Source organism: Xenorhabdus sp. SGI246, from assembly GCF_040838225.1.
GTDB classification, from domain to species: Bacteria; Pseudomonadota; Gammaproteobacteria; order Enterobacterales; family Enterobacteriaceae; genus Xenorhabdus; species Xenorhabdus indica.
In genome coordinates this window covers 18,612-44,209 of the sequence record NZ_JBFPEZ010000050.1, presented here as the reverse complement: position 1 = coordinate 44,209, position 25,598 = coordinate 18,612, and the positions used below count along the sequence as shown (strand labels likewise).

Here is a 25,598-nt window from a genome sequence, read left to right as displayed (position 1 = left end):
AACCATTCAATACATGACCGTTTTCTGCCCTATAGTGATAGTAATTTTCTATTGGATACCGAGTATTCATCATCAAAGTCAGGATGTTATCACTGCCCGTTTTTTAAATATCAAGTGCGCAATAATCCCGCCAACCAATCCCCAAAATGCTGAGCTGATCCCCAGTAAATTTGCTCCTGATGCTGTGATTAGAAAACAAACAATGGCGGCATCCCTTGTAGTTTCATTTTTGATTGCCAGATTCAGACTATTTGTAAAAGTGCCAAGAAGGGCTAATCCGGCCAAAATCTTTATAAATGGCGTTGGAAAAGCGTTAAATAAATAGAAGATGGTTCCGCCAAAAATGCCAGCCAGTACATAGAAAAAACCAGCACTCACAGCGGCAATATACCGTTTATCCCGATCTGGGTGGACATCATTTCCCATGCAAATGGCTGCTGTAATTGCGGCAATGCAAATACTGAATCCCCCAAAAGGTGTCAGAATAATGGTTACTAATGATGTCCAAATAAGTAATTTGGATGTACGAGGTGGATATCCCGCCGCTTGTAGAGTAGCTATCCCCGGTGCATTTTGTGATGCCATCGTGACGATAAAAAATGGAATGCCTACACCAATAAGTGTGGTCGCGCTAAATTGTGGCATGACAAATTTAGGCGTGGAGAATATGATGCTTTCACCTGCCAAATTTAAACTGCCGCTGAGGATACAGAGAATAACCCCTGCCGCAAGTGTTGAAATTATTGCGTATAATGGAAAGTAGCGGCGGAAAATTAAGTAAATAAGTAGCATGATGCTACAAAGCCAAAAGTTGGATTGTAGTATTGCAAAGGCATCCAAACCGAAGCGGAGTAATATTCCGGCAAGCATTGCGGCAGCGATGGAGTGCGGGATGTAGTTCATCAATTTGGCAAATAGCCCAGTAATACCGCATATCAACATTAATGTTGAAGCGAAGATGAAAATACCAATGGCTTCATTGACAGAGGTATTCGGAAAATGTGTCGCCAACAATGCAATTCCCGGTGTTGACCAGGCCGTTAAAATGGGAGTGCGATAATAAAGTGATAACGCAATTGTTGAGATTCCCATCCCAATACCGAGCGTAACTAGCCAGGCACCAATTTGTGATGATTCGACACCAATCGCTGCCAATGCTTGGAGAATTATCGCAACTGAACTAGCATAACCAACTAATACCGCAACAAAACCTGTAATAAGCGTTGCTGGTGAAAAATCTCTAAAAAATGATTGCTTAGGCATACGATATTACCTATCGGATGTTATAACGGACGATGATGAGAATATCATCGTCTGTTTTAGCATTCAACCCATGTATTTATTTTGAGAAGGCACCAATGAGTGATATCACACCGAAAATTGCCGAAAAATTTAAGTCATTAAGAGCTTCTCGAGGGTTAAGCCTCAGTCAGGCGGCTAAACTGACGGGAGTTAGTAAGGCGATGCTTGGGCAAATTGAACGCGGTCAATCAAGTCCGACGATTTCTACACTGTGGAAAATTGCAACAGGTTTTAATATCGCCTTTTCAACCTTCCTGGAGGGAACAGAGCCTCAGCTTCAGCCTGTATTACATCGATTTAATGAATTACCGATCTTTGAACAAAACAATTCAGGTATGCGAGTCACTCCACTGATCCCCTTTGATGATGAATTTTTCATCGATTTATTCAAAATAGAATTGTTACCAGGGGTTTCAAGTGAATCTTCTCCACATGAAGTTGGGGTGGTAGAGCATGTTATTGTGCTCAGTGGAGTGTTAGATCTGCGTATTAATAACACTTGGCATAAAATTTCAGCAGGTGAATCAATGCGTTTTCATGCCAGTTGCAACCATGCTTATGCTAATTCAGGTGATGATATTGTCGTTATCCATAACCTCATTCATTACCCACATCACTCATTACCTACATAATTACCTGAAAGAGTTGGCGTACAGATTGCTCATACAGATGTTAAGATGGCGATTTAAATCGCCATATCTTAATGTTATCTCATCTATTATTAAGATAAGATAATTAAATTATTAACATAGATGCCTTATAAATAAGAATGTAGATTAAGCCTTATTTATTAAAGAAATTAAAGTGTGAAGATAAAATAAATTTGAATTATTAATGTTTGATATAAGCAGGAAATATAATTTCCTTGACAATGACTAACTACTGGCGATATTAATTTATAATATGGTAAAAAATCTGAAATATTCATCTGATATATTTAATCTATCCAATCAGATTTAAAATTGCAGCATATATATCCTATGGATTTCAAGATGCAACTTGAAAGACGACGGGTATATAGCAAGTAGCAAGAGAGAGGGCATATGAATAGCCGAATAATACATCAGTATTCCACTATACATGCTTTGAAGTCTGGTGTTTTTGATGGAATGTTTACAATATCGGAAATCAGTCAAGGTGGCTCATTTGGTATTGGCTACTTACATGCACTCGCAGGTGAAATGATTGCATTGGATGATACTTTTTTTGAAATTCAGGGGGAGGGTAATGTACGCCGTTTCTATGCTCACGAACAGTTGCCGTTCGCACAGTTGACATATTTCAATCCTAATGAGCAGTTTCCTGTTTCAAATATCAACAAGAAATCTCTTTATTTAGAATTATCCTCTCAGTTAAATATTGATAATATTTTTGCTGCGATAAAGATTGAAGGTAATTTTAAAAATATCCGGTTTCGTCGTATGAATTGTCAGGAAAAACCTTCTATTAAAGCAGTGACAGAACAATTCGAAGAGACATTGTATGATATCTGCGGTGTGATGGTTGGATTTTGGACACCAGATATCTTTCACGGTGTTTCTGTTGCAGAGTTTCACATTCATTTTATTGATGAAGCCCGGACAAATGGTGGACACGTTATTGATTTTGAATTACATAATGGTCTTTTAAGTTACGAGTTAAAACAAGATATAAAAATCCATCTGCCAGATAAATAGTGAATATCTTAATGCCGACCTCAAAATCAATAATCTGCATGATATTATTAGAAAAACTGAAAGATGATAAGGGGCCTGTAGAAAAACGATATTTTTTTAATTTCATTTAAGGCAGGGAATGAGTCATTTCAATCCCTGCTCTGGATATCAGTTACTTGTTTTTAAGACATTTGAATATTCCACCGGCACCCATTTATATCCCTGTTTTTCTTTACGAATATGTCCGATACCCGGAAAGGGTAAGTGGGCACCACCAATTAACCATTGTTGATGCGAGGCTTTTTCGAAAATAGATTTACGTGCTTCAATGGCTTTATTGTTATCTACATCGAATTCAATAGAAACTTCGGGATGTGGCAGTTGTACTGCATGAAAATGTACGATATCACCCAAAATCAACATGTGACTTTTGCCTGAATGTATCAGGTATGAAGTATGACCGGGGGTATGACCAAAAGTGGATATTGCTTTGATGCCGGAAATAACCTCTTTTCCACTTTTAAAAGTATGCAATGCCTTTGCAGCAATATATGGTGCTACAGCTTCTTGAACCCTGTTAGCGAATGACTGATTTTTTTCTGAAGTTGAAGCTATAAGCTGAGGGTTCAATCTGAAATTATTTTCTTCCTCAGAAATATATACAGTCGCATTCAGGAATAGGGCTTTACCCTCCGGTGAAGTAATGCCACAAGCATGGTCCGGGTGCATATGTGTCAGTAATATGGCTTTTATTTCTTCTGGTTGATAACCCGCAGAACGGATATTATTAATGATATTGCCCGCTGTGGGGCCAAAGCAGTGGCTACTGCCTGCATCAATTAATATCAAACCTGCTTTGGTATTAACAAGATAAGCATTTATTGCTGTCTGAATGCCCTTTTTATTTTCAATCTGGAACATTCGAGCGATCAGTGCCTGAATATTTTTTTCATCAAGACCTTTTAGTAAAGCAGGGGAAAGATCGATGTGTCCATCATAAACAGCGGTAACCGTGAAATCACCAACGAGATAATGATAATAACCAGGAACCTGATTTGCAGGTTGTTCAGCAAATTTCATCGAAGCAGTGGACATTGTAGAAGTTGCCATCACGCCTGCGAGGGCCAATGTAATAGCAAGACATGATTTCTTAAAAATATTTTTCATTAAATACTCCAGAAATTAAGGGAATAAAATAACTATAATTTATCAGTGTTATTAAAAATAAATTAATTAATGAAAAATAGGATAGATACAGATTTAAATGTTGATAAGTTAATAATTGGTTGAATGATATAAGATAAAAAAATAGTTAACACGATATTATGGTGTCAAAAAAACATCTGCTCTCTTTAAAAAGGATTAAATCAATTTTAATAAGTGATCCTTAGAAACAGTCCTGATTCATTTTTTGTTATCTCATAAAATGAGATTGTCAGATTAATTTAAATTGATGTTGAGATAATAACTTATTCTTATTGCAATAAAATCCTTGGCCCTGCTCCTTTTTCTCCCAATATATCATTTGGGTTGCGTAGCGGGCACTCAGTCAGTGAAAGGCAGCCACAACCGATGCAACTGTCCAGATTATCGCGTAACTGGGTTAGCTTTGTAATACGTTGATCCAGCATATCCCGCCATTGTGAAGAGAGTATGCGCCATTGTTCTGCCGTTAGTTTGCTGTTGGGTGGGAATTGACTCAATATTTTTTGTATTTCTTTCAAAGGAATACCTGTACTTTGAGCAACTTTGATAATCGCGATATAACGCAGAACAATGGCAGGAAAACGACGCTGATTTCCCTGGTTACGTGAGCTTTTGATTAGCCCTTTTGACTCATAAAAATGAAGTGTTGATATAGCAACTCCACTACGTTTTGCTACTTCTCCGATGGTCAAAGCCCTATTAAAATCAATGTCTTTATCTTTTGCCATTTCTGTTGATCTTAAGTTAACTTGAAGTTTTATAGTCATACCTGATATTTCTGTCAATTAGAAAAATACTCTTGTTGATTCGACATTCGCGTCTATTGGACAGGTGAAAAAGTGATTAGCAAGGTAAATATTTACAGGTGGAAGGGTCTGAGTTATTGTTTCCATCGGTTCAGAAAAATGGCCCTCCCCTCTATTTTTATTTTGGCAGTTTTTCTGAAGATGCTCTTGATGTGCCTGCTCGTCAGGTAATGAGTTATGCCACTGTTGCAGGTATATCCGTTGCAAACAACAAATAGTCATAGTCCAACAATTTGTTCTGTTAATACAGGGCCTTTTGGTGAGAGCGTTGGTGGTGCGGAGCGCCTGGCCAAACAGGAACACCAAAAAGATTACGTCAGCGCCAGTTAGTGAGGGTACTGATCAAGATTAACGTGTTACCAAAGGATGAAGGCTGAAAGGTTGCTGAGGCAATGGTATTGTTTGTATAAGCGACGGCATTGTTTTGCAAACGGGACGCTTCATAGAGCCAATCATGACAACAGCATATTATCCCTATCCATTACAATTTGCTTATTGGGTGCCCAATGTTTCTGGCGGCCTGGTAGTCAGTAAAATTCCTCAGCGCACTCAGTGGGATGCACAATATAACCGACGATTAGCACAGATCGCTGAACACGCCGGATTTGATTATGCCTTGACACAAATTCGTTTTACTGCCGGATATGGTGCCGAAAATCAGCACGAATCAGTAACTTTTTCTCAAGATTTGCTGGCGGCAACTGAAAAGTTGAAAGTCATTGCAGCGTTGCTGCCCGGTCCCTGGAATCCTGCTCTAGCTGCCAAGCAGATAGCTACCATTAGCCACCTTTCCGATGCACGTATTGCCGTGAATATTGTCAGTGGCTGGTTTCGTGGTGAGTTTAAGGCCATTGGTGAACCCTAGCTCGATCATGAAGAGCGCTATTTACGCTCTGAGGAATTTATTCGCTGCCTGCGGGGGATCTGGCAGGAAGAACAGTTCACTTTTGCCGGAGATTTTTATCGTTTTCGGAATTACAGCTTAAAACCGAAACCTCTTCATCCGCAGCCGGAAATTTTTCAGGGAGGTAGCTCACGAGCCGCGCGGGACATGGCTGCACGGGTTTCTGACTGGTACTTCACTAACGGTAATAGTACAGAAGGCGTGCGTCAACAAATCGAAGATATTCAGGTTAAATCCCGGCAAAACGGGCATTCAGTAAAAATTGGTATGAATGCGTTTGTGATTGCCCAGAGACAGTGAGCAACAAGCTCAGCAGGTGCTGCAAGAGATTATTGATCACGCTGATGTGGAAGCAGTGAAAGGTTTTCAGCATGAGACACAGAATGCGGGCTTGGCTTCTCCGGAAAAAGAAGGGAACTGGGCGAAATCCAGCTTTGATGATTTGGTGCAGTATAATGATGGTTTTAAACCGAGGTTGATTGGTACACCGCAACAAATAGCTGAACGGATTATCGACTATAAGAAAGTAGGCGTAGATCTATTGTTGCTAGGATTCCTCCATTGTCAGGAGGAGGTTGAATTCTTTGGACGTGAGGTTATCCCTCGTGTCCGGGTACTTGAACAACAGTTAACATCGGAGTTAAGAGCATGAAGAAACCACGGGTGGTGATCCGTGGCGATAACTTCTATGTCTCTGCCAAAGAGGCTAACCTTAATGTCTGATAATATCGTGATCGGCATTGATATTGCCAAACACAAAAGTGCGGATTTTGGATAACGATATGTATGGTTGCTGTTTTTTCACGGGGATGTGGATCATATAGGGATGTGGATCATATAGTGGTTCACATCCCCAACATAAAATCAAGCCGCTAAGTTAACCTGTTGATTATCAATCAGGCGTGTTTTTCCTAACCATGCCGCCATCAGGATCACAGCCTTTTTGCTCTGTGATGTTAAAGGTTCCAGATTTTCTGCATCACGAATAAATATCTCATCCGGCATAAAACCTTCTTCTCGTAGATGAGTGGACATTATTGCAAGCAACTGTTCAATATCCCGTTCGCCATTTCTCAACCTTTCAGCCGCACATTGCATGACTTGGTTTAGCAGAGGCGCTACTTTTTTCTCTTCTGGAGACAGAAGATTGTTGCGTGAACTGAGTGCCAACCCATTTTTATCGCGGACAATAGGTATGGAAACCAGAGTGATATCATAAGTCATGTCAGCAATCATTCTGCGGATAACCTGCAATTGCTGAAAATCTTTTTCACCGAAGTAAACCAGATCAGGCTGGATCAGATTGAACAGTTTGCTGACAACCGTGGTGACTCCACGGAAATGCCCCGGCCGGCTTGCACCTTCAAGCATATAAGAGAGTTCAGGTACTTCAACAAAAGTCTGTTTGCCGTTTAAGCCATTCGGATACATTTCCTTGGCATTAGGAGCAAAAACCATCTCAACATTGCGGCGACTCAGTTTTTCACAATCTTCCTGTAGAGTTCGCGGGTAGTTGACTAAGTCATCTTCGCGATCAAATTGCATTGGATTGACAAAAATGCTCACAATGACTACGTCAGCTTGGGCTTTGGCGGTATCAACCAGAGCCATATGACCATCATGCAGATTGCCCATTGTCGGCACAAAGGCAATTCGTTTTCCGGCCTGACGCCAACGACGGATTTCACGGCGTAAAATGGGGATTGTTTCTATAATCAGCATTGCTCTACTCCTTTATAATTGGCCGTCATGCTGTGTATACCCGTCGTCTTTCTTGAAGTCCATAGGGTATAGATTAATTGAATGAATGTGCTTGGTCGGGGTAAGTGCCGTTTTCCACTTGTTCAATGTACAGGTTGATGGCATCCCTGATGTTGCCAGTTTCTTTGAGAAAATCTTTGGCAAATTTTGGTGGTTTCGGGGTAATGCCCAAAGCATCATGCATGACGAGGATCTGTCCATCAGTTTGATTGCCTGCACCAATGCCAATAACCGGGATTTCCAGCGCTTCAGTCACTTTCCGTGCCAGTTCTGCTGGCACACATTCCAGTACCAATAACTGCATCCCGGCTTTTTCTAAGGCAATAGCATCGTTAATTAATTGTTGAGCAGTGGGTTCATCACGCCCCTGTACTTTATAGCCCCCTAATATGTTAACGGCTTGTGGTGTCAGCCCCAGATGCCCGCAAACGGGAACAGAACGGTCAGTCAGCATTTTTACTGTCTCACACAGCCAACTTCCACCTTCAATTTTGACCATGTTAGCGCCTGAACGCATTAAAACAGCGGCATTATTGCAGCCTTGCTCTGGAGTGGCATAACTCATGAAAGGCATATCGGCAATCAGAAAAGCATAGGGAGCACCAGCGCGGACGCTTCGGGTATGGTAGGCAATATCTTCCACTGTAACCGATAAGGTAGAATTAAACCCTTGCACGGTCATGCCGAGTGAATCGCCAATAAGCATGACATTGATACCTTGGGCAGCAAACAGGTGTGCGAAGCTAGCATCGTAAGCCGTAATTGTCGCAAACTTACGTTTCTCTTTTTTTAACTGGCTCAGGTCAGCCAGAGATATTGGTTTCATTATTACCTCCTGAATAGTTATACCCTTTATTTTTGGGTACTGTGCTACAACCAAAACGTCAGGCCATTTTCTGGAACATGTTTTAATCGTTCTGCCAATGTTTCTTTATCAGGAAACACGAGATCTGGTGCAATTTCTGCAAGCGGATAAAGCATAAATTCGCGTTGTTTTAAACCGTAGTGGGGAATAGTTAGGCGTTCAGTATTAATCACTTGATCACCGAATAACATGATATCCAGATCAAGTGTTCTCGGCCCCCAACGCTCGTCTTTGCGGACACGTCCTTGAGCCAGTTCTATCGCTTGAGTGTGATCAAGCAAGGTTTCTGGTAGTAAGTGAGTACCCAATACAACAGCCAGATTGAGATAGTCTGGCTGATCCTGTGGTCCCAACGGTTTAGTTCGATAAAATGAGGAGTGTGCAATAAAAGTCGTGTCAGGGATTGTTTTCAGGGCAGCAAGTGCATTATCAACTTGCTGCAAAGGATCTGCCTGATTACTGCCAATAGCGATGTAAACCCTGGTCATAGTATTAGACATGATTCCAGTTAATTCCTGTTATGGCGAGGGCGATTATGACTACCCCGGTGATGGCGTGTTCTGCGACGAACAGGTTCACAGCCAAGTTCAGAGATCATGCTCCGCTGTTGTGAAGGTGTTGATTGTTGGAATTTTGTCCACCAGTGCACCAGTTCTTTCAGTTCATGACGTGGTTCAATGCTGGCGCGTAATTCCAGTAAATCAAAAGCAGCCCGGAATTTTGGGTGCTCCATCAATTTATTTGCTCGTTTCCCCTGACGGCGCGGCAGGCGAAGCTGCAATAGCCAAATATCACGCATAGTTGTGGTATAGCGTTTTGGAATGGCAATTGAACGGCACTGTTCATCAAGAATATCATTCATCGCCAAAGCAAAGGCATCGTAATACTGTAAGCCACTTTCCTGCGTCAGTTTTTCCGCATGTTCAATCAGTGGATACCATAATATTGCCGCAAATAAGAAAGCAGGATTGACCCGCTTGTCATGCTGGAGACGATAATCGGTATTTTTTAATACCTGCTGCAACAGTTTTTCCATCGTTGAATCACCGTGTTGGGTGAATCCACGTTGGATTAGCGGGAATAATGGTTCAAATAGCTGGTATTCACGCAGTAGCTTATAAGTACTGTAACCGTGCCCTGACTGTAGTAGTTTCAGAGATTCATCGAATAGACGGGCGGGGGGAATCTCTCTTAGCAGAAACGCAAGACGTGGGATAGGTTCGGCAGTGGTCTCATTGATAGTCATGTTTAGCTTGCTGGCAAAACGGATGGCACGCAGCATCCGTACCGGATCTTCGCGATAGCGGGTTTCCGGATCACCAATCAGGCGAATGACCCCTTCTTCCAGATCGGCCATTCCACCGACATAATCCCGTAGTGCGAAATCTTCAATACCGTAATAGAGGCTATTGATAGTGAAATCGCGGCGGATGGCGTCTTCTTCCACTGAACCAAAGATATTGTCACGCAGTAACATCCCACTTTGAGCTTTGTGTGACTGATTGCGGTCATTGCATTCAGTTTGTTCATGTGACCCACGGAATGTGGCAACTTCAATCACATCTGGCCCAAACATAATGTGGGCAAGGCGAAAACGACGACCAACAAGGCGACAGTTACGGAATAACTTACGTACTTGCTCTGGTGTTGCGTTGGTGGCAATGTCAAAATCTTTCGGTTTTTTGTGCAGCAATAAGTCACGTACACCGCCGCCTACCAAATAAGCCTCAAAGCCAGATTTATTCAGGCGGTATAGAACCTTCAATGCATTTTCACTGATATCTTTGCGTGAAATAGGGTGCTGGTCCCGTGGGATTACGGTGATCAGGGGGGCAGAAGGTTTTGCCTTTCCAGATGTTTTCTTCATTTTGATGTTTTCGGCATTTGATGAAGATATGCGATTCACTCTGCTATGTTTAGGCAGAGTGCTGCTCTCTGTTTGAGCAGAATGGTCAGATACGGTGACTGGCCTTTCACTGGCTGCCTGTGTTTCGCGTTTTATCTTGGTTTCGCGGATCAGCAAATTACGGCAGAAAGTTGCTACTCGGTTAAAAATGGTACACCTCGATAGTGACGAATCAAATTAAAACAAAAAAACAGCCGCTAATCATAACTTACTGGACATTCTTTGAGAATGCTTGCAGTGCCAATAGCAACACTTTATTTAAATTGTCTATTGATTGTGTTTTGGGGTGGAACATGATTTATATTCCAACCAATGATAGCCTGTTTTAGTAATTGATCTGTGGTGAGATCTTGCCAGCCTGCAATAGTTGGTTGGTTTAAAAATGATAACGCATCAATTAGCAATGGACGTGGATCATCAAGAGGGATCGGTTTTGCATGATTTTGCTTGGAAAGTTTATTGCCCTCTTTATTTAATACAAGGGGCAAATGTACATAATCTGGCGTTTTAAAATTCAGATACCGATATAAAGATATTTGGCGAACGGTAGGTTCGATCAAATCTGCTCCTCTGACAATTTCAGTGATGCCTTGATAGTTATCGTCAATAACAACGACAAGATTATAGGCAAATAAACCATCTTTGCGATGGATAATGAAATCTTCTTCAGCCATTTTTGCAGATACGGTGATATTTCCCTGTAATTTGTCGTGAAAACCATAAACGGGACACTGTTGTTGCAGGCGAATGGCGGCATTACGGGCTGGCAGGTGTAAATGCTGGCAGAAACTATCATAAAATCCGCCCAAATGCTGAATGCGCTGGCGGGTACAGTTACAGTAATAACTATTTTCCTGTTGTAGTAGCTGCTCAAGTATCGCCCGGTAAGCATCGTGACGTTGGGATTGATACAGTACTTCTCCGTCCCAGTGAAGGCCGTAGTGCTCTAATGCTTGTAATATCCTGCTTGCTGAGCCGGAAACTTCTCGCGGAGGATCGATGTCATCAATTCGCATCAGCCATTTTCCTTGGCAAGCACGAGCCTGTAAGTAACTGCCCAGTGCTGTCACCAGAGAACCAAAATGGAGATCGCCAGATGGAGATGGCGCAAAACGCCCAATATACAACGGAGGATGTTTATACAATGGAAAGTGTTCGGATTGAGTCATGTCAGGATCAGTTAAGGGAGTATACGGCGCCTTTCAGCGCCGTACTCAACCCATTAGTTAGCCAGCCATTTGCTTTTCGCGAATTTCAGCTAACGTTTTACAGTCAATACATAAATCAGCTGTAGGGCGAGCTTCTAAACGACGAATGCCGATTTCAACCCCACAGGATTCACAGTAGCCGAAGTCATCGTCTTCGACTTTCTTCAGCGTTTTTTCGATCTTCTTGATCAACTTACGTTCACGATCCCGATTACGTAATTCAAGACTGAATTCTTCTTCTTGCGCCGCACGGTCAACCGGATCAGGGAAGTTCGCTGCCTCATCTTGCATATGAGATACAGTACGGTCTACTTCATCCCTGAGTTGATTGCGCCATGCTTCCAGAATCAGCTTGAAATGCGTTAACTGGGCATCGTTCATGTATTCTTCGCCTGGCTTTTCCTGGTAAGGTTCTACCCCTGCTATGGCGAGAATGCTCAAGGACGAGGTTTTACGTTTTTGCCCTTCTTGCATAATGCTTCTCCTTACACACGCACTATCAAACGACCCCCCAACAGTAGGGGGAAAAAATAGGCCGCTATAAATAGCAGATGACTGCGAGGTTGGCAATTATTCCTACCATTAGTTTTGCAATGGTGTGAAGGCAGCCGTGTTTACTGCCTAAATATGTTGCAAAACTTACCTCATTAGCATGATCTGTTTACAAATCATCCCATTGATACAAAAGGCAATTTGTGACTTAGAACCATCCTGTTTTCTGTCATGCTGGCCCCGTAACAAATTACTTCGACCCCTAAATTGCATGCTTGTTCCAAAAGAAAAGCATAATCGTGGTCAATATGTTTTGCTGCCATCACTTGGCTGATACCGGAATGTAAAACAGCAAAGCACAGGACAGCACGTTGTCCCTGTTGCGCTATCAATGATAGTTCACGTAAATGTTTTTGCCCACGAATTGTCACAGCATCAGGGAAATATCCTTTATTGTCTTGCAATAAGGTGACCGATTTTATTTCAATATAGCAATTAACTTTTTGTTTTGACTCTAACAATAAATCTATCCTGCTTTTCTCTTTTCCGTAGCTCACTTCGCGGTTGATTTTTTCGTAGCCGGATAATTCTGAAATTAGATTTTTTTCAATAGACTGATAAACCAGATCATTAGCTCGTAGTGTATTCACGCAAATCCAATGCCCGTTTTGAGTTTGTGTCAGCTCCCAGCTATTGGGATATTTACGCTTAGGATTATCTGATGTGGAATACCACACAGTATCTCCGGGAGTTGCACAGCCTGTCATCGCGCCAGTATTGGCACAGTGTATAGTGAGCGTTTCACCTTCTGGAGTAAGGACATCAGCCAGAAAACGTTTATAGCGACGAATTAATGTGGCAGGCTTCAATGGTGGCGAAAATTCCATAAACTTTCCTTTATAACTAACAGGTTCACTATCATTAAGTCATTTGCACGAAGTCACTTGAGCATGAACTAAAATTAAACATGAAGATGAAATTAAACGTGAACTGAAATTAAAATCACCAATGCTACAATGACAGCCCTTGAAAGTTAATTGCTATGGTGAGCCTTTGTTATTACCTATTTATGACGTTGTAGACTCTGTCATAACGCAGTTGGAGACCTCAAAACAGGTTTTATTACATGCTCCGACAGGCGCGGGAAAATCAACCGGATTACCGCTGGCAATCCTGAATAATACCCGGTTTAGCGGACGTATTATTATGTTGGAACCACGACGTATTGCAGCGCGTAGTGTTGCTGAACGTCTGGCAGAGCAATTGAATGAACCAGTAGGTATGACGGTAGGTTACCGAATGCGTTCGGAGACTAAAGTCAGTGCTTCCACACGCCTTGAAGTAGTGACCGAGGGGATCTTGACCCGTATGCTGCAACAAGATCCTGAATTGAGTGATGTCTCTCTCGTCATTCTTGATGAATTTCACGAACGCAGTTTACAGGCCGATCTCGCGCTGGCTCTGTTGCTGGATGTGCAGGAAGGGCTGCGCGATGATTTGCGCATTCTGGTGATGTCAGCCACGCTGGATAATCAGCATCTTTCTTCTCTGTTACCTGAAGCACCTGTGGTTGTATCAGCAGGCCGTAGTTATCCAGTGGTGAGAAGTTACCATCCACTTCCTGCTCATCTGCCTTTTGAACAAGCAGTGGCTTCCACTGTATTACGTTTATTGCAGCAGGAGACAGGTTCCTTATTGCTATTTTTACCCGGAGCGGGTGAAATTCAGCGTGTATTGACTCAGTTGGAGGGCAAGGTTAATAACGATACATTATTGTGCCCACTATATGGCGCTTTATCACTAACAGAACAACGCAAAGCAACAGCGCCCGCTCCGGCAGGAATGCGTAAGGTGGTACTGGCGACTAATATTGCAGAAACCAGTCTGACGATTGAGGGAATTCGTCTGGTGGTGGATAGTGGTCTGGAACGTACCAGCCGATTTGAACCGAAGAGCGGCTTAACCCGTTTGATTACCCAACGCATCAGTCAGGCATCAATGATTCAACGAGCTGGTCGAGCAGGCAGGTTGGAAGCTGGTGTGTGTTGGCATTTATTTAGTCAAGATCAGGCTGAGCGTGCTACAGAGCACAGTGAAGCAGAAATTTTGCATTCCGATTTGAGTAACTTGCTGCTTTCTTTATTACAGTGGGGATGTCGTGACAGTAGTCAGTTACATTGGTTAGACAATCCACCACAAGCTGCCCTGGCTGTTGCCCAAGCTCTACTTACTCGCTTGGGAGCACTGGATGATAAGCAGCAATTAACAGCCCGTGGTTGGCGAATGACCGAATCCGGTTGCGAGCCTCGTTTGGCCGCTATTTTATGTCTGGCAAGAGAATGGTGTTCAGGTAAAGGCTCATGTGTGGAGAAAGAATCGGTGGGGGAAGCACTGGCAACAGCAGCGAAACTGGTTGCGATCCTTGAGGAGCCGCCACGATGGGAGCAACCGGATCTCATCCATTGTCTTACTTCCAATCAATCTCATTGGCAGCAACGGGCAAAACAACTATTCAGAAGTCTGGTCAGAAGCCTGGCAGATAATACTGTTGCAGATCCTAACCGCATTAATCTGGAGTATGTGCCTGAGTTATTGGTGCAGGGGTTTCCTGACCGAATTGCGAAAAATCGTGACAACCTTGGGCGTTTTCAACTGGCTACTGGCTTGGGTGCTGTATTGGCGCGGGAAGAGTCGCTTTCAGATGAAACATGGCTGGTAGCACCGGCATTGCAGCAAGGTAGCAAAACACCGGATGCACGCATTCTGCTTGCCTATCCGTTGAATATTGAACAAATAATCAGGCAATATCCTGCTTTGTTTACAGAACAGACAGCTATTGAATGGGATGATAATAAGGGAACGCTGCGTGCATGGAAGCGGCTGAAATGTGGACGTTTGACGGTTAAGGCACAGCCTTTGGCAAAACCTTCTGCGACTGAATTGCAGGAAGCCCTGCTGAATTGGGTCCGGCAGGAGGGACTGGCAGCTTTGACTTGGTCACAGGAAGCATCGCAGTTGCGAATTCGTTTGCAACGGGCCGCAGAATGGCTGCCGGAAATTGCATGGCCTGCTGTTGATGATGATGCTTTATTGGATTCTCTTGAACAGTGGCTGCAACCTGCATTGGAAATGGAACATGTGCAAGATTTGAAGAGATTGCGACAAGTTGAGCTGTCATCAGCTCTTGTGACTCTTCTTGATTGGCAGCAGCGGCAAATACTGGATAATGAATTGCCTACTAATTACACTGTGCCAACTGGAAGCCGGATCAGCATTGAATATTTCTACGATAAGCCACCCGTATTGTCAGTCAGAATGCAAGAAATGTACGGCGAGCAGCAAAATCCGGTTTTGGCGAAAGGGCGAATTCCTGTCGTTGTTGAGTTGTTGTCTCCGGCTCATCGTCCATTGCAGATCACCCAAGATCTCGCGGCATTTTGGCGGGGAGCTTATCGAGAGGTACAAAAAGAGATGAAAGGGCGTTATCCCAAGCATTTATGGCCAGATGACCCTGCTAATGCAGCGCCGACGAGGCGCGTGAAAAAATATATGTAATTATTTTAATAAATTCAATATTTATACGTTTCATGAACAATTGGAGAATTCGGTATGTCTGATGATGATCGTCAGCCAATCGGACGTAAGGGTAAAAAATCGGGACATCGTCGTGGGCGTCAGGCGAACAAACGTCATCGGCGGGCTGATTATGACTATGATGATTTTGAAGGCGAAAATGATAACGACGATGAGGATGAAGTCATGACGAAAAAAGGGAACAAATCCTCGCAGATAAAAAGGCGGGGAAAATGGGTCTGGCTGCTGCTATTGAAAATCTTTATTGTGTTGACAGTACTCATTGTTATATATGGTTTTTATCTGGATAACAAAATCCGACATCGCATTGACGGCAAAGTTTGGGATCTTCCTGCTGCGGTATATGGCCGTATGGTAAACCTTGAGCCGGGCATGAATTACAGTAAGGCTGAAATGGTTCGGTTATTGGAAGGTATGCAGTATCGGCAGGTGACTAAAATAACCCGCGCAGGTGAGTTTGTGGTCAGGGGCAATGGTATTGAAATGTTGCGTCGGCCTTTTGATTTTCCTGATGGTAAAGAGGGGCAAATTCAGGCTCGTTTAACTTTTAATGACAATCACTTGGCCAGCATTGAAAATATGGAAAACCAGCGTCAGTTTGGTTTCTTCCGTCTTGATCCAAAACTGATCACGATGATGCAGTCTGCGAATGGTGAGCAGCGCCTGTTTGTTCCGCGTGCCGGCTTTCCTGATTTACTGGTTCAGACATTATTAGAAACGGAAGATCGTTATTTCTACGAGCATGACGGCATCAGACCCCTTTCGATTGTTCGTGCAGCGCTGGAAAACCTACTGGCAGGCCGTGCAGTTCAGGGGGGAAGTACCTTAACTCAGCAGTTAGTCAAAAATTTATTTCTGACTAACGAACGTACCTTAAGCCGTAAAGCCAATGAAGCCTTAATGGCATTATTGCTGGATGCACGCTACAGCAAGGATCGCATTCTTGAACTCTACCTGAATGAAGTTAACTTAGGGCAAAGTGGTGATGAGCAGATCCGAGGTTTCCCGTTAGCGAGTCTTTATTATTTCGGGCGTCCGATTGATGAACTGAGTCTGGATCAGCAAGCATTATTGGTAGGGATGGTTAAAGGGGCTTCGTGGTATAACCCGTGGCGTAATCCTAAAACCGCACTGAAACGCCGTAATGTTGTATTGAAGATCCTCCAGAACCGAAAAGTGATTGATCAGGAGCTATATGACTTGCTAAGCGCTCGTCCACTCGGTGTAAAGCCCAAAAGTGATGTAATAACACCACAGCCTGCATTTATGCAGATGGTGCGTCAGGAATTACAGCAAAAGCTGGGTGATAAAGTTAATGATTTATCCGGTGTAAAAATATTCACAACATTAGATCCGGTTGCACAGGATGCAGCGGAGAAAGCAATAGAACAAGGTATTGCTGATCTGCGCAAGTCGCGTAATGTGCCTAATTTAGAGGGGGCGATGGTCGTTGTTGACCGTTTCAGTGGCGAAGTCCGGGCGATGGTTGGTGGCTCGCAGCCACAGTATGCGGGTTTTAACCGTGCGATGGATGCTCGTCGCTTAATCGGTTCGCTTGCCAAGCCGGCAACTTATCTGACTGCATTGAGTGAACCCGATAAATATCGTCTGAACACTTGGCTGGCGGATGAACCTATCTCAATACCTCAGGCTGGTGGTAAACCGTGGGAGCCGAGGAACTTTAGCCGTAATTTCAGCGAACGAGTGATGTTGATAGATGCGTTGGCACGTTCAATCAACATCCCGACAGTCAATTTGGGTCTGGATGTGGGGTTGGATCATATTGCTAATACTTTAGTGTTACTGGGCATTCCGGCTAAAGAAATCCAGAAAGTACCTGCAATGTTGTTGGGAGCTATCAACCTGACTCCGATGGAAATGGCGCAGGAGTTTCAGACCATTGCCAGTGGAGGAAATCGGGCTAAACTCTCCGCACTGCGCTCTATCATTGCTGAGGATGGCAGCGTGGTTTACCAAAGTTACCCACAGGCGGAAAGAGCTGTACCAGCCCAAGCCGCTTATTTGACGTTATATGGTATGCAGCAAGTTGTTGCGCAGGGAACGGGCCGTTCACTGACCGGAAAATATGGCAAATATAATCTGGCGGGGAAAACGGGAACGACCAATGATCTGCGTGACACCTGGTTTGCCGGGATTGATGGTAAGGAAGTGGCGATTGTCTGGACCGGTCTTGATAACAACGGCCCGACCAAACTGACGGGAGCAACAGGAGCATTGAAGATTTACGAACGTTATCTGGCAAATGAAACACCATTGGCTCTGAATAACCGTCCACCGGAAGGTATTGTTGATATGACAGTTAATGAAGATGGCTCCTTTAACTGTGCCGGAAATGGTATCAGAATGTTACCGGTTTGGACGGATAACCCACAAGAGTTATGCCAGCAATCCGTGCAGCAGCCAATTGAGGAAGGTAAAGAAGAGGCGCCGGGCTGGTTGCGTGAGATGTTTGGGCAATAACCTGTAATTGAGCAGTGTTAAAATGTCATTCCCCACTTCTCAAGAGTGGGGAATCGGAAAAATGAGCATGGTGATGTTGTTTTGTCGAAAAATAGATCTAAGGTTGATAATTGGGCGAGGTGATACTTAGTGGAAGCTAAGCTATGAATATTATTATCCTATCCCTGCTATTTATTACCGCTGCATTATTACATGGTATCAGTGGTATTGGTTTTCCTATTGCCAGTACAACCGCATTAAGTTTATTTATGCCTTTGAAAGAAGCAGTAGTCTTAGCATTATGGCCAACATTGTTGGTTAATGTGTTAAGTGTGATTTCAGGTGGAAAAATTGGCCCAATATTACATAAATACAGTTTACTGGCGCTCTTTTCATTATTAGGTAGTTTTATTGGGGCGAAACTTTTATTTCTGATTAATCCTGCCTATCTTCAATTACTGTTGAGTGGAGTCATTGCGTTTTACATTATTAATAGTGTACGCAGTGATAATTTTCGTTTACCTGCAAGTCCGATTATTTTGGCGCTATTTGGTTTGGTGGCGGGTGTCATTGGCGGAGCGACAAATGCTATGTCACCCATATTGATCATGTGCCTGCTGGCGATGAGCAATGATCGTCACGAAATTGCACGGGCAGCGAATCTCTGTTTTTTGCTCGGAAAATTCAGCCAATTGGTGGTATTGCGTAATGAGGCATTCGAATTATTTTCTTCGGATTATTTGTGGCCTGTACTGTTACTCATGGGGTTATCTGTCCTTTTTCTCTTTATTGGTACTCGTCTGAGAACACGAATTAGTGCGCAGCATTTCCGCTGGTTGATGCTCATTTTGTTAGGTGTATTGGCAGTAATGTCTGCAATTCAGGCAATACGGGGTTTGGTGTAAGCAATAATCCATAACACCACAATATTATTGTCGTGTTATGGAGGAAGCAGATTACTTCAATTTAGCAAAACAATGAGCTGCTGCATTAACGGTACGCTGGATATCTTCATCTGAGTGAGCGATGGACATAAAGCCCGCTTCAAATGCGGATGGAGCCAGATAGACGCCTTCATTCAGCATTAAATGGAAGAATTTCTTAAAGCGTTCAACATCACATGTCATCACATCTTGATAGCAGGTAACGCTTTCTGCGTCAGTAAAGAAAATACCAAACATACCGCCAACATGATTAATCACCAGAGGAATACCGGCTTTTGATGCCGCATTTTTCAGGCCAGACGCTAATTTGTCAGTCAGTTCACTCAGACGCTGATGAACACCAACCTGGGCAACTTCTTTCAGGCAGGCCAGACCGGCAGCCATCGCGATAGGGTTACCGGAAAGCGTTCCGGCTTGATAAACCGGGCCGGTTGGTGCCAGTTTTTCCATGATTTCCTGACGGCCACCAAACGCACCTACAGGCATGCCACCACCGATGATTTTTCCAAGAGAGGTGAGATCTGGTTCAACACTGTAATATTCTTGCGCTCCACCTAAAGCAACACGGAACCCCGTCATAACTTCATCAATAATCAGCAAAGCACCGAATTCATCACACAGTTTACGCAGTCCCGGTAAAAATTCCGGTTGTGGAGGAATACAGTTCATATTTCCGGCGACAGGTTCGACGATAATACAGGCAATTTCTTCCGGGTATTTTTCGAAGGCGGCACGAACTGAATCCAGATCATTGTAGATACAGGTCAGAGTATGTTTGGCAAAGTCGGCAGGCACTCCCGGCGAATTTGGTTGCCCTATGGTCAGAGCGCCAGAGCCTGCTTTTACCAACAAACAGTCTGCGTGACCGTGATAGCAACCTTCGAATTTGATGATCTTATCGCGTTGAGTATAACCTCGTGCCAGACGGATGGCGCTCATGGTCGCTTCTGTACCTGAATTCACCATGCGAACCATATCCATAGAAGGAACGAGTTCTGTTACTAGTTTGGCCATTTCTACTTCGGCAGCCGTTGGAGCACCAAAGCTTAGGCCACGTTCAGCGGCTTCAATGACGGCATTACGAATAGCAGGGTGGTTATGTCCGAGAACCATTGGCCCCCACGAACCAACATAATCAATATAGGCGTTACCATCGACATCATAAAGATAGGCACCATCGGCACGTTGGATAAAAACAGGTGTACCGCCAACGCCGTTAAAAGCACGTACCGGAGAGTTAACACCACCGGGGATGACATGTTTTGCCTGAGAGTAAAGTGTTTCGGACTGGCTCATTAATAAATGCTCCTGGAAGACGATGGGTATATGAGGCTGCTATTTTAAATGACCCTAATAGGTAAGCCAAATCATAAGACTAAATCATAGGAATAGAGTGGGGGGATATCGTGTATACCCTGCATCTTGAAATCCATAGGGTATATATGGCAAAAACTTGAACGAATGAGTCAGGTATTAGATAATCACCGTTAACTGATCAGAAGGTTTATACCCTTTCTATTGGGTATACAACAACTTTCCGAGAACTTTTACCGGAAAACCGGACTGGAGTAAAAATATGAGCGATGATGCTGCACTACCTTTGCAGTTTACTGATGCCGCAGCCAACAAAGTTAAGGTATTGGTTGCAGATGAAGATAACCCGAACCTGCGCTTGCGGGTCTATATTACAGGTGGTGGTTGTAGCGGTTTCCAGTATGGTTTCACTTTCGACGACCAAATCAACGAAGGTGATCTAACAATTCAGAAACAAGGTGTTGAGCTGGTAGTTGACCCAATGAGCCTGCAATATCTGGTAGGTGGTAGCGTCGATTATACCGAAGGATTGGAAGGTTCTCGCTTTATTGTCACCAACCCGAATGCAAAAACCACTTGCGGTTGTGGTTCTTCTTTTAGCATCTGATTTCACTATTTATTTATCAAATTTTATTCATAAATCCAAAACATGAGGGCAATGAAAACATTGCCCTCATGTTTATTGTCATTACCCTTGTCCCATTGTTTATCGCTTATCTCCGTTCAACATCGTTAAACTGTTGACATAATTGTTCTGTCGCCAAAATAATCCTCGGCCCGGCACGGCTGAACCAATCATCGTTAAGAATAATAATTCTGGCGTTTAATTGTGGTTGCCAAAATTCTGCGACTTTCTGTTTTTGTTCTTCGGTTCCACCCATCACAATGACTTCTGGTTTACGGACAAGAACTTGCTCACGATTAACCTGAGGCCACGGAACTGAGCTATCGGCAAATATATTTCTTCCTCCGCATACGGAAACAATTTCACTTTGAATAGAATGGCGGGATGAGGTAAAAATCGGATTTATGCCAAATTGTATAAATACGGGTTTAGGATTTGAACCGGCATAATTCTGTTTTAGTTGGTTGAATTTTTGCCGGATATCCGCAGCAGATTTTTTGGCTATATCAGGCTGTGGGCTGTAGGCCGCCAGACGCTCCAAATCTGTTGCAACATCTTCTACTTTTTTCACATCAGAATAAAAAATCGGAATGCCTAACGCCGCGAGTTGTTCCAATGGTCTTTGGGGATTACCCCCTCGCCATGCCAGAATTAAATCAGGTTTCAGGGCAATGATCCTTTCAACATTGATGCCTTGCCAGTCTGCCACTTGCTCCAATTTTTTCGCAGCTTCAGGATAATCGGAGTAAGCACTGACTGCGATAAGCTGGTCACCCATTCCTGCCGCATAGGCAAGCTCAGTTGTAGAAGGAGCAAGGCTGATAACACGGGATGCAGCCGCATAAAGCGGGGTACTGAAAATGTATAAAAAGCTGTATAGAAGAAATGAAAATGCTATCAAGGTAGAGTGATGAGAGGCATTTTTCCAAAATGATTTCATTATTTATGCTCCATGTTTAGTGTTACAGTTCCAATTGTTCTGTAAGCAGATGTTCTCATCGATGACAATAGTAATATTGCTGTAATCAATGTTACAAATGAAGAAAATGACTATAGATTTCGAGGAGCAACCACTGAATTCTGAGTTCATAGGGTTGATATTCATAGGGTATAGGGGATTTCATCAGGCATAAATACTATTTTTAATAAGTAATCTAACTATCTAACACAGAACCGCTCCCGTTTGCTGATTTAAAAAAATAATCCTCGTGACTCAGAGGATTACTTTCATAGTGGGTATTTTTATTAACTCAATTCTCTGATTAACGCTATATTATCTATAAAATGTGTTCCTTCATGTATATGATGAGTTACCTTCACTATTTTATTATGCACTAATGCTAATTCTAAAATTCTCAATAACTTATCACCAGGGCTTGAATTTATTCCATAGGTTAGCCGACCATCCTCAAGTAATGTTTGATTATATTTATCGACTATTTTAACAGATATATTACTTGAAACAGGAGATGCAACATGAAGGGAAGCAACATACCCACCAACTGAACTCTTCTGCTCTGCAAAATTATTAGGATCTTTTTCATTTTTATTCATTATTAATTCCTCTATATATTATATCTTTTAACAAGATTAAAATTTATTTTTATGTAAAAAAAAGCAGTTAGTTAATTCTAATTTATCATTTATATATAACTACCGATTCTATAAAGCTTCCTCTCTTATCTACATACCCCATCACTCTCACTTTCTTATCATATACAAAAGCCATTTCTAAAACTGAAAGTAATTTAGATCCAACTATCCCATTTATACCATCGGCTAATTGAGCATCATAAATGGTTTTTCTTGTATCTAGATTCTCTATAGTAATATATATATTATCTTTATTAGGTGCTGCAACATCTATATAAATAATATTTCCATCTACTGTAAATGGTCCATAATATGGTTCATCAGGGTCATTATAATCCATTGTATCTTTATTCATATTGAACCTCTATCAATATCATATATATTAAGGAAATAAAATGAGTCTTATTATGAAAAAATGATAAAAACACTAATATATAGAAACTTCATTCAAATAGCATGAACTTATCATCTTAATATTTATTACATAAGTAATACATCGATAACTCTCCTGCTTCTTCAGGTAAACCTCACAAGTAGTAATAGAAACAATTAGACAGGCTAATATATACAATAGTAATAATATAACAATAGTAACAGATCGATAAGTGTTAAATGATGAATATCAGAAATAAAATGCTTTCAGTAAAGGCGTCAGATGCTATGAATTCAGTATTGTCCAGTAATGTTAATATGTTACTCTATCCTTATATAGATTTAATAAAGAATTTAATTTCCTTGCCCTAATATAATCTTTATTATCTTTTTTATATGGTGTTTAATATTTACCGACCATTGGAGAATTCCTCATAATAAGGCTTTGATTAGTCTATCAAAATATAATTAATGTATTATTTAATATGTTCTTAAAAAAGTTGAAACTAATTTTTATTTAAATTAAAAATATTTTTCAAAGGTAGGGATTTTGGCTAAAAAACAGGAATATATTATGGTAAGTATTGAATATGCTTTACTGGAGCCCCATTTTTCCCGTCGGATATTTTCTGAAATTATTCACAAAATAACCCCGGATTTTCTTTCTCAAGCTATTGATGTCAGCTCAGATTTAGATAGAAATGCACTAAAGCCAGTAAAAGGATTACCCGGTTATTTTACTTATGGATGGAAAAAGGCGGTAGATGAAATTATACGTGTGAACCATCTGGGTATACAGTACATATCCCTGCGTTTTGTCTCACATGCCGGAGATCTCAATGATATTAATAAGAGCATGACAACGTTTGAAACGATACTTTCGCTGATACAGCAGGAAATAAAACATTTGCCGATAAAGCTTATTGTTGATCCTTTCGGTTTGGCTTTAACATCAGATGGTCAGTGGGGGATTTTACGCGATCATAAATCTTTTGACAGAGAAAAAACTTACACTTTATTAGAGCGTGTTGGATACATATTATCTCGTAATCATGTGTATGGAGTAATGACTTTAGGACGCATTCCGGAAGAAGTTAAATTAACAAAAAAAGGAATTATCGAAGGGGGAAATAATACAAAAATATTTTCGTTCTCACAAAATAGTGAAACAAGCGTAGCATATGTTTATCTTGACAGCATAGGTCATAATACTGGACAAAAGATACAACCTGGTAATGTAGAGGAAATGGATCTTTGGTCATTAATGGATATATGGCATGGCGCAGATGTCTCAGTTATCAAGCCAATGGAAAGTTATCACTTGATGTCTTCCCTTGATTATCTTATTAAAAATGAAGTATCCAGAAATTCTTTCCTGAATTCCAAAATTGTTGCAGAAATGGCTACACAGCATGATTTCATTCGTAAGACATTAAACGAAATGAGGGAAAATCCAGATTTACTGGCAGAAAAATGTGCTCGATTAAAACTAGCTGGTTATACAGTTTCTGGAACGACTTATATACTGTCACTTCTTGCTAGGGAAAAGGGAGCTAATATGGCAAGGGCACGACTCGAAGAGATGTGGTTGACTGCACTTGGTGTAATGGGTGAAAACTGTGAATGTTTGATTGATCGGAATGCTTCATGTTTTTTGGAAGGAAGTATTCTTTATTAATCAGCCATAATTGAATTCAGGGCAGAGCAGAACATTCATGATTGGTTTCGATACGACCGGATTTAGCCAGTGACTTTCACGAATGCATTAACATAGGTGAAAAAAACAATAAGTAGAAAAGAGGACAAGCATTATTTGTCATCTGAGCTGATAGCACTTTCAGTTGTATTAGAGCCTATTCCATTAGGCTCTAATCGGTTACTGTTTACTGAGTTCGGTTAGCATGGCATTGATCATTCGGGTGGATTCACGTGCAGCAACAACCAGAAACTCATCAAAGCTGATGTGAGATTCCTGATCCGCAACGTCAGAGATAGCACGAACCACAACGAAAGGCACTTTATATTGGTGACAAACGTGGCCAATGGCTGCTGCTTCCATTTCAACCGCAGCGACTTTCGGGAAAGTAGCCCGGATACGCGCTAATGGCTCTGAGCCATTGATAAAGGCATCGCCACTACACACCAGGCCACGAACTGCGTTCAGATTAAGGGACTGGATACATTTTTCGGCTAAAGAAATTAATTGATTATCAGCAATAAAAGCAGGAGGGCATTGTGCCATTTGACCCGGTTCATAACCAAAGGCGGTGAGATCCGCATCGTGGTAACGTACTTCTTCAGACACTACGATATCGCCCACTTTCAGTTTAGGATCAAGACCGCCTGCAGAACCAGTATTAATCACAATATCTGGCTGGCAGTGTTCAATCAACAAGGTGGTTCCCAGTGCGGCAGAGACTTTACCGATACCGGATTTCAGCAAAGCGATGTCAACACCATTCAGCTTTCCGGTATAGATCTCACAGCCACCCCGTGACAATGTTTGCAGACCATCAATCTGGTCGCGTAACAAAGTCACTTCTTGTTCCATTGCACCTATTACACCTACTTTCATTGTGTCATACTCACTT

At 42.2% G+C, this 25,598-nt stretch carries 23 protein-coding genes and 1 pseudogene; 9 read left to right on the top strand and 15 right to left on the bottom strand.

What is annotated here, in order from left to right:
- Window positions 1-78: 78 nt before the first annotated feature.
- Complete coding sequence (locus ABLA85_RS12945; RefSeq protein WP_367964717.1) at window positions 79-1,263, bottom strand: benzoate/H(+) symporter BenE family transporter; 1,185 nt, start codon at window positions 1,261-1,263, stop codon at window positions 79-81.
- A 95-nt stretch (window positions 1,264-1,358) separates the two neighbouring features.
- On the opposite strand from ABLA85_RS12945, the gene ABLA85_RS12940 reads away from it, so the two are divergent.
- A complete protein-coding gene (locus tag ABLA85_RS12940) occupies window positions 1,359-1,934 on the top strand; it encodes a helix-turn-helix domain-containing protein (RefSeq protein ID WP_367964715.1) in 576 nt (191 codons plus the stop codon).
- 411 nt (window positions 1,935-2,345) lie between these two features.
- Window positions 2,346-2,978: an acetolactate decarboxylase gene (gene budA / locus ABLA85_RS12935; RefSeq protein ID WP_367964714.1), complete on the top strand. Its 633-nt coding sequence runs from the start codon at window positions 2,346-2,348 to the stop codon at window positions 2,976-2,978.
- Between the two features lie 147 nt (window positions 2,979-3,125).
- Here the strand turns inward: budA and ABLA85_RS12930 are convergent, their stop codons facing one another.
- Window positions 3,126-4,124 carry an MBL fold metallo-hydrolase gene (locus tag ABLA85_RS12930; RefSeq protein ID WP_367964712.1) on the bottom strand — a complete coding sequence of 333 codons (999 nt, stop codon included), beginning with the start codon at window positions 4,122-4,124 and terminating at the stop codon, window positions 3,126-3,128.
- Between the two features lie 308 nt (window positions 4,125-4,432).
- A complete protein-coding gene (gene soxR / locus ABLA85_RS12925) occupies window positions 4,433-4,891 on the bottom strand; it encodes a redox-sensitive transcriptional activator SoxR (RefSeq protein WP_367964725.1) in 459 nt (152 codons plus the stop codon).
- A gap of 255 nt (window positions 4,892-5,146) precedes the next feature.
- Between soxR and ABLA85_RS12920 the strand changes: the two genes are divergently transcribed.
- Together ABLA85_RS12920 and sfnG are read left to right on the top strand one after the other, a co-directional pair.
- On the top strand, window positions 5,147-5,299 hold the full coding sequence (locus ABLA85_RS12920) for a hypothetical protein (RefSeq protein ID WP_367964710.1): 153 nt from the start codon (window positions 5,147-5,149) through the stop codon (window positions 5,297-5,299).
- A 124-nt stretch (window positions 5,300-5,423) separates the two neighbouring features.
- Window positions 5,424-6,525: pseudogene (gene sfnG, locus ABLA85_RS12915) on the top strand (dimethylsulfone monooxygenase SfnG).
- A 212-nt stretch (window positions 6,526-6,737) separates the two neighbouring features.
- On the opposite strand, the gene panC reads toward sfnG, so the two are convergent.
- From panC to sfsA, 7 genes are all read right to left on the bottom strand, one after another.
- The gene (panC, locus tag ABLA85_RS12910) at window positions 6,738-7,595 is read right to left on the bottom strand and encodes a pantoate--beta-alanine ligase (RefSeq protein ID WP_367964708.1); all 858 of its coding nucleotides are present in this window, start codon (window positions 7,593-7,595) and stop codon (window positions 6,738-6,740) included.
- 73 nt (window positions 7,596-7,668) lie between these two features.
- Complete coding sequence (gene panB, locus ABLA85_RS12905) at window positions 7,669-8,460, bottom strand: 3-methyl-2-oxobutanoate hydroxymethyltransferase (RefSeq protein WP_367964706.1); 792 nt, start codon at window positions 8,458-8,460, stop codon at window positions 7,669-7,671.
- 44 nt (window positions 8,461-8,504) lie between these two features.
- Window positions 8,505-8,987, bottom strand: a complete 483-nt coding sequence (folK, locus tag ABLA85_RS12900) for a 2-amino-4-hydroxy-6-hydroxymethyldihydropteridine diphosphokinase (RefSeq protein WP_367964723.1) — start codon at window positions 8,985-8,987, stop codon at window positions 8,505-8,507.
- A 20-nt stretch (window positions 8,988-9,007) separates the two neighbouring features.
- Entirely contained in the window at window positions 9,008-10,366 is a 1,359-nt protein-coding gene (gene pcnB / locus ABLA85_RS12895; RefSeq protein ID WP_367964721.1) for a polynucleotide adenylyltransferase PcnB, read from the bottom strand.
- Window positions 10,367-10,659: 293 nt separating this feature from the next.
- A complete protein-coding gene (gluQRS, locus tag ABLA85_RS12890) occupies window positions 10,660-11,574 on the bottom strand; it encodes a tRNA glutamyl-Q(34) synthetase GluQRS (protein ID WP_367964704.1) in 915 nt (304 codons plus the stop codon).
- A gap of 57 nt (window positions 11,575-11,631) precedes the next feature.
- Entirely contained in the window at window positions 11,632-12,087 is a 456-nt protein-coding gene (gene dksA / locus ABLA85_RS12885) for an RNA polymerase-binding protein DksA (RefSeq protein ID WP_038269417.1), read from the bottom strand.
- Window positions 12,088-12,281: 194 nt separating this feature from the next.
- Complete coding sequence (gene sfsA / locus ABLA85_RS12880) at window positions 12,282-12,992, bottom strand: DNA/RNA nuclease SfsA (RefSeq protein WP_367964702.1); 711 nt, start codon at window positions 12,990-12,992, stop codon at window positions 12,282-12,284.
- Between the two features lie 166 nt (window positions 12,993-13,158).
- Between sfsA and hrpB the strand changes: the two genes are divergently transcribed.
- The 3 genes from hrpB (at window position 13,159) to ABLA85_RS12865 (ending at window position 19,064) form a co-directional block, all read left to right on the top strand.
- Window positions 13,159-15,660: an ATP-dependent helicase HrpB gene (gene hrpB, locus ABLA85_RS12875; RefSeq protein ID WP_367964700.1), complete on the top strand. Its 2,502-nt coding sequence runs from the start codon at window positions 13,159-13,161 to the stop codon at window positions 15,658-15,660.
- A gap of 54 nt (window positions 15,661-15,714) precedes the next feature.
- Window positions 15,715-18,180 (top strand): bifunctional glycosyl transferase/transpeptidase, encoded by a 2,466-nt coding sequence (gene mrcB / locus ABLA85_RS12870; protein ID WP_367964698.1) that lies wholly within the window; start codon window positions 15,715-15,717, stop codon window positions 18,178-18,180.
- 143 nt (window positions 18,181-18,323) lie between these two features.
- Window positions 18,324-19,064 carry a sulfite exporter TauE/SafE family protein gene (locus ABLA85_RS12865; protein ID WP_367964696.1) on the top strand — a complete coding sequence of 247 codons (741 nt, stop codon included), beginning with the start codon at window positions 18,324-18,326 and terminating at the stop codon, window positions 19,062-19,064.
- 51 nt (window positions 19,065-19,115) lie between these two features.
- On the opposite strand, the gene hemL is transcribed toward ABLA85_RS12865, so the two are convergent.
- Window positions 19,116-20,399: a glutamate-1-semialdehyde 2,1-aminomutase gene (hemL, locus tag ABLA85_RS12860; protein WP_367964694.1), complete on the bottom strand. Its 1,284-nt coding sequence runs from the start codon at window positions 20,397-20,399 to the stop codon at window positions 19,116-19,118.
- A gap of 280 nt (window positions 20,400-20,679) precedes the next feature.
- Here hemL and erpA point away from each other — a divergent pair, with 280 nt between their 5' ends.
- A complete protein-coding gene (gene erpA / locus ABLA85_RS12855; RefSeq protein ID WP_047681311.1) occupies window positions 20,680-21,024 on the top strand; it encodes an iron-sulfur cluster insertion protein ErpA in 345 nt (114 codons plus the stop codon).
- A gap of 106 nt (window positions 21,025-21,130) precedes the next feature.
- Here erpA and btuF read toward each other — a convergent pair whose 3' ends face one another.
- From btuF to ABLA85_RS12840, 3 genes are all read right to left on the bottom strand, one after another.
- Complete coding sequence (gene btuF, locus ABLA85_RS12850; RefSeq protein WP_367964692.1) at window positions 21,131-21,982, bottom strand: vitamin B12 ABC transporter substrate-binding protein BtuF; 852 nt, start codon at window positions 21,980-21,982, stop codon at window positions 21,131-21,133.
- A 305-nt stretch (window positions 21,983-22,287) separates the two neighbouring features.
- A complete protein-coding gene (locus ABLA85_RS12845; RefSeq protein WP_367964690.1) occupies window positions 22,288-22,596 on the bottom strand; it encodes a hypothetical protein in 309 nt (102 codons plus the stop codon).
- An 85-nt stretch (window positions 22,597-22,681) separates the two neighbouring features.
- Entirely contained in the window at window positions 22,682-22,990 is a 309-nt protein-coding gene (locus ABLA85_RS12840) for a hypothetical protein (protein WP_367964688.1), read from the bottom strand.
- A 567-nt stretch (window positions 22,991-23,557) separates the two neighbouring features.
- Between ABLA85_RS12840 and ABLA85_RS12835 the strand changes: the two genes are divergently transcribed.
- A complete protein-coding gene (locus ABLA85_RS12835; protein ID WP_367964686.1) occupies window positions 23,558-24,685 on the top strand; it encodes a hypothetical protein in 1,128 nt (375 codons plus the stop codon).
- Between the two features lie 198 nt (window positions 24,686-24,883).
- Here the strand turns inward: ABLA85_RS12835 and mtnN are convergent, their stop codons facing one another.
- Window positions 24,884-25,582 carry a 5'-methylthioadenosine/S-adenosylhomocysteine nucleosidase gene (gene mtnN, locus ABLA85_RS12830; protein WP_367964684.1) on the bottom strand — a complete coding sequence of 233 codons (699 nt, stop codon included), beginning with the start codon at window positions 25,580-25,582 and terminating at the stop codon, window positions 24,884-24,886.
- Window positions 25,583-25,598: the final 16 nt, after the last annotated feature.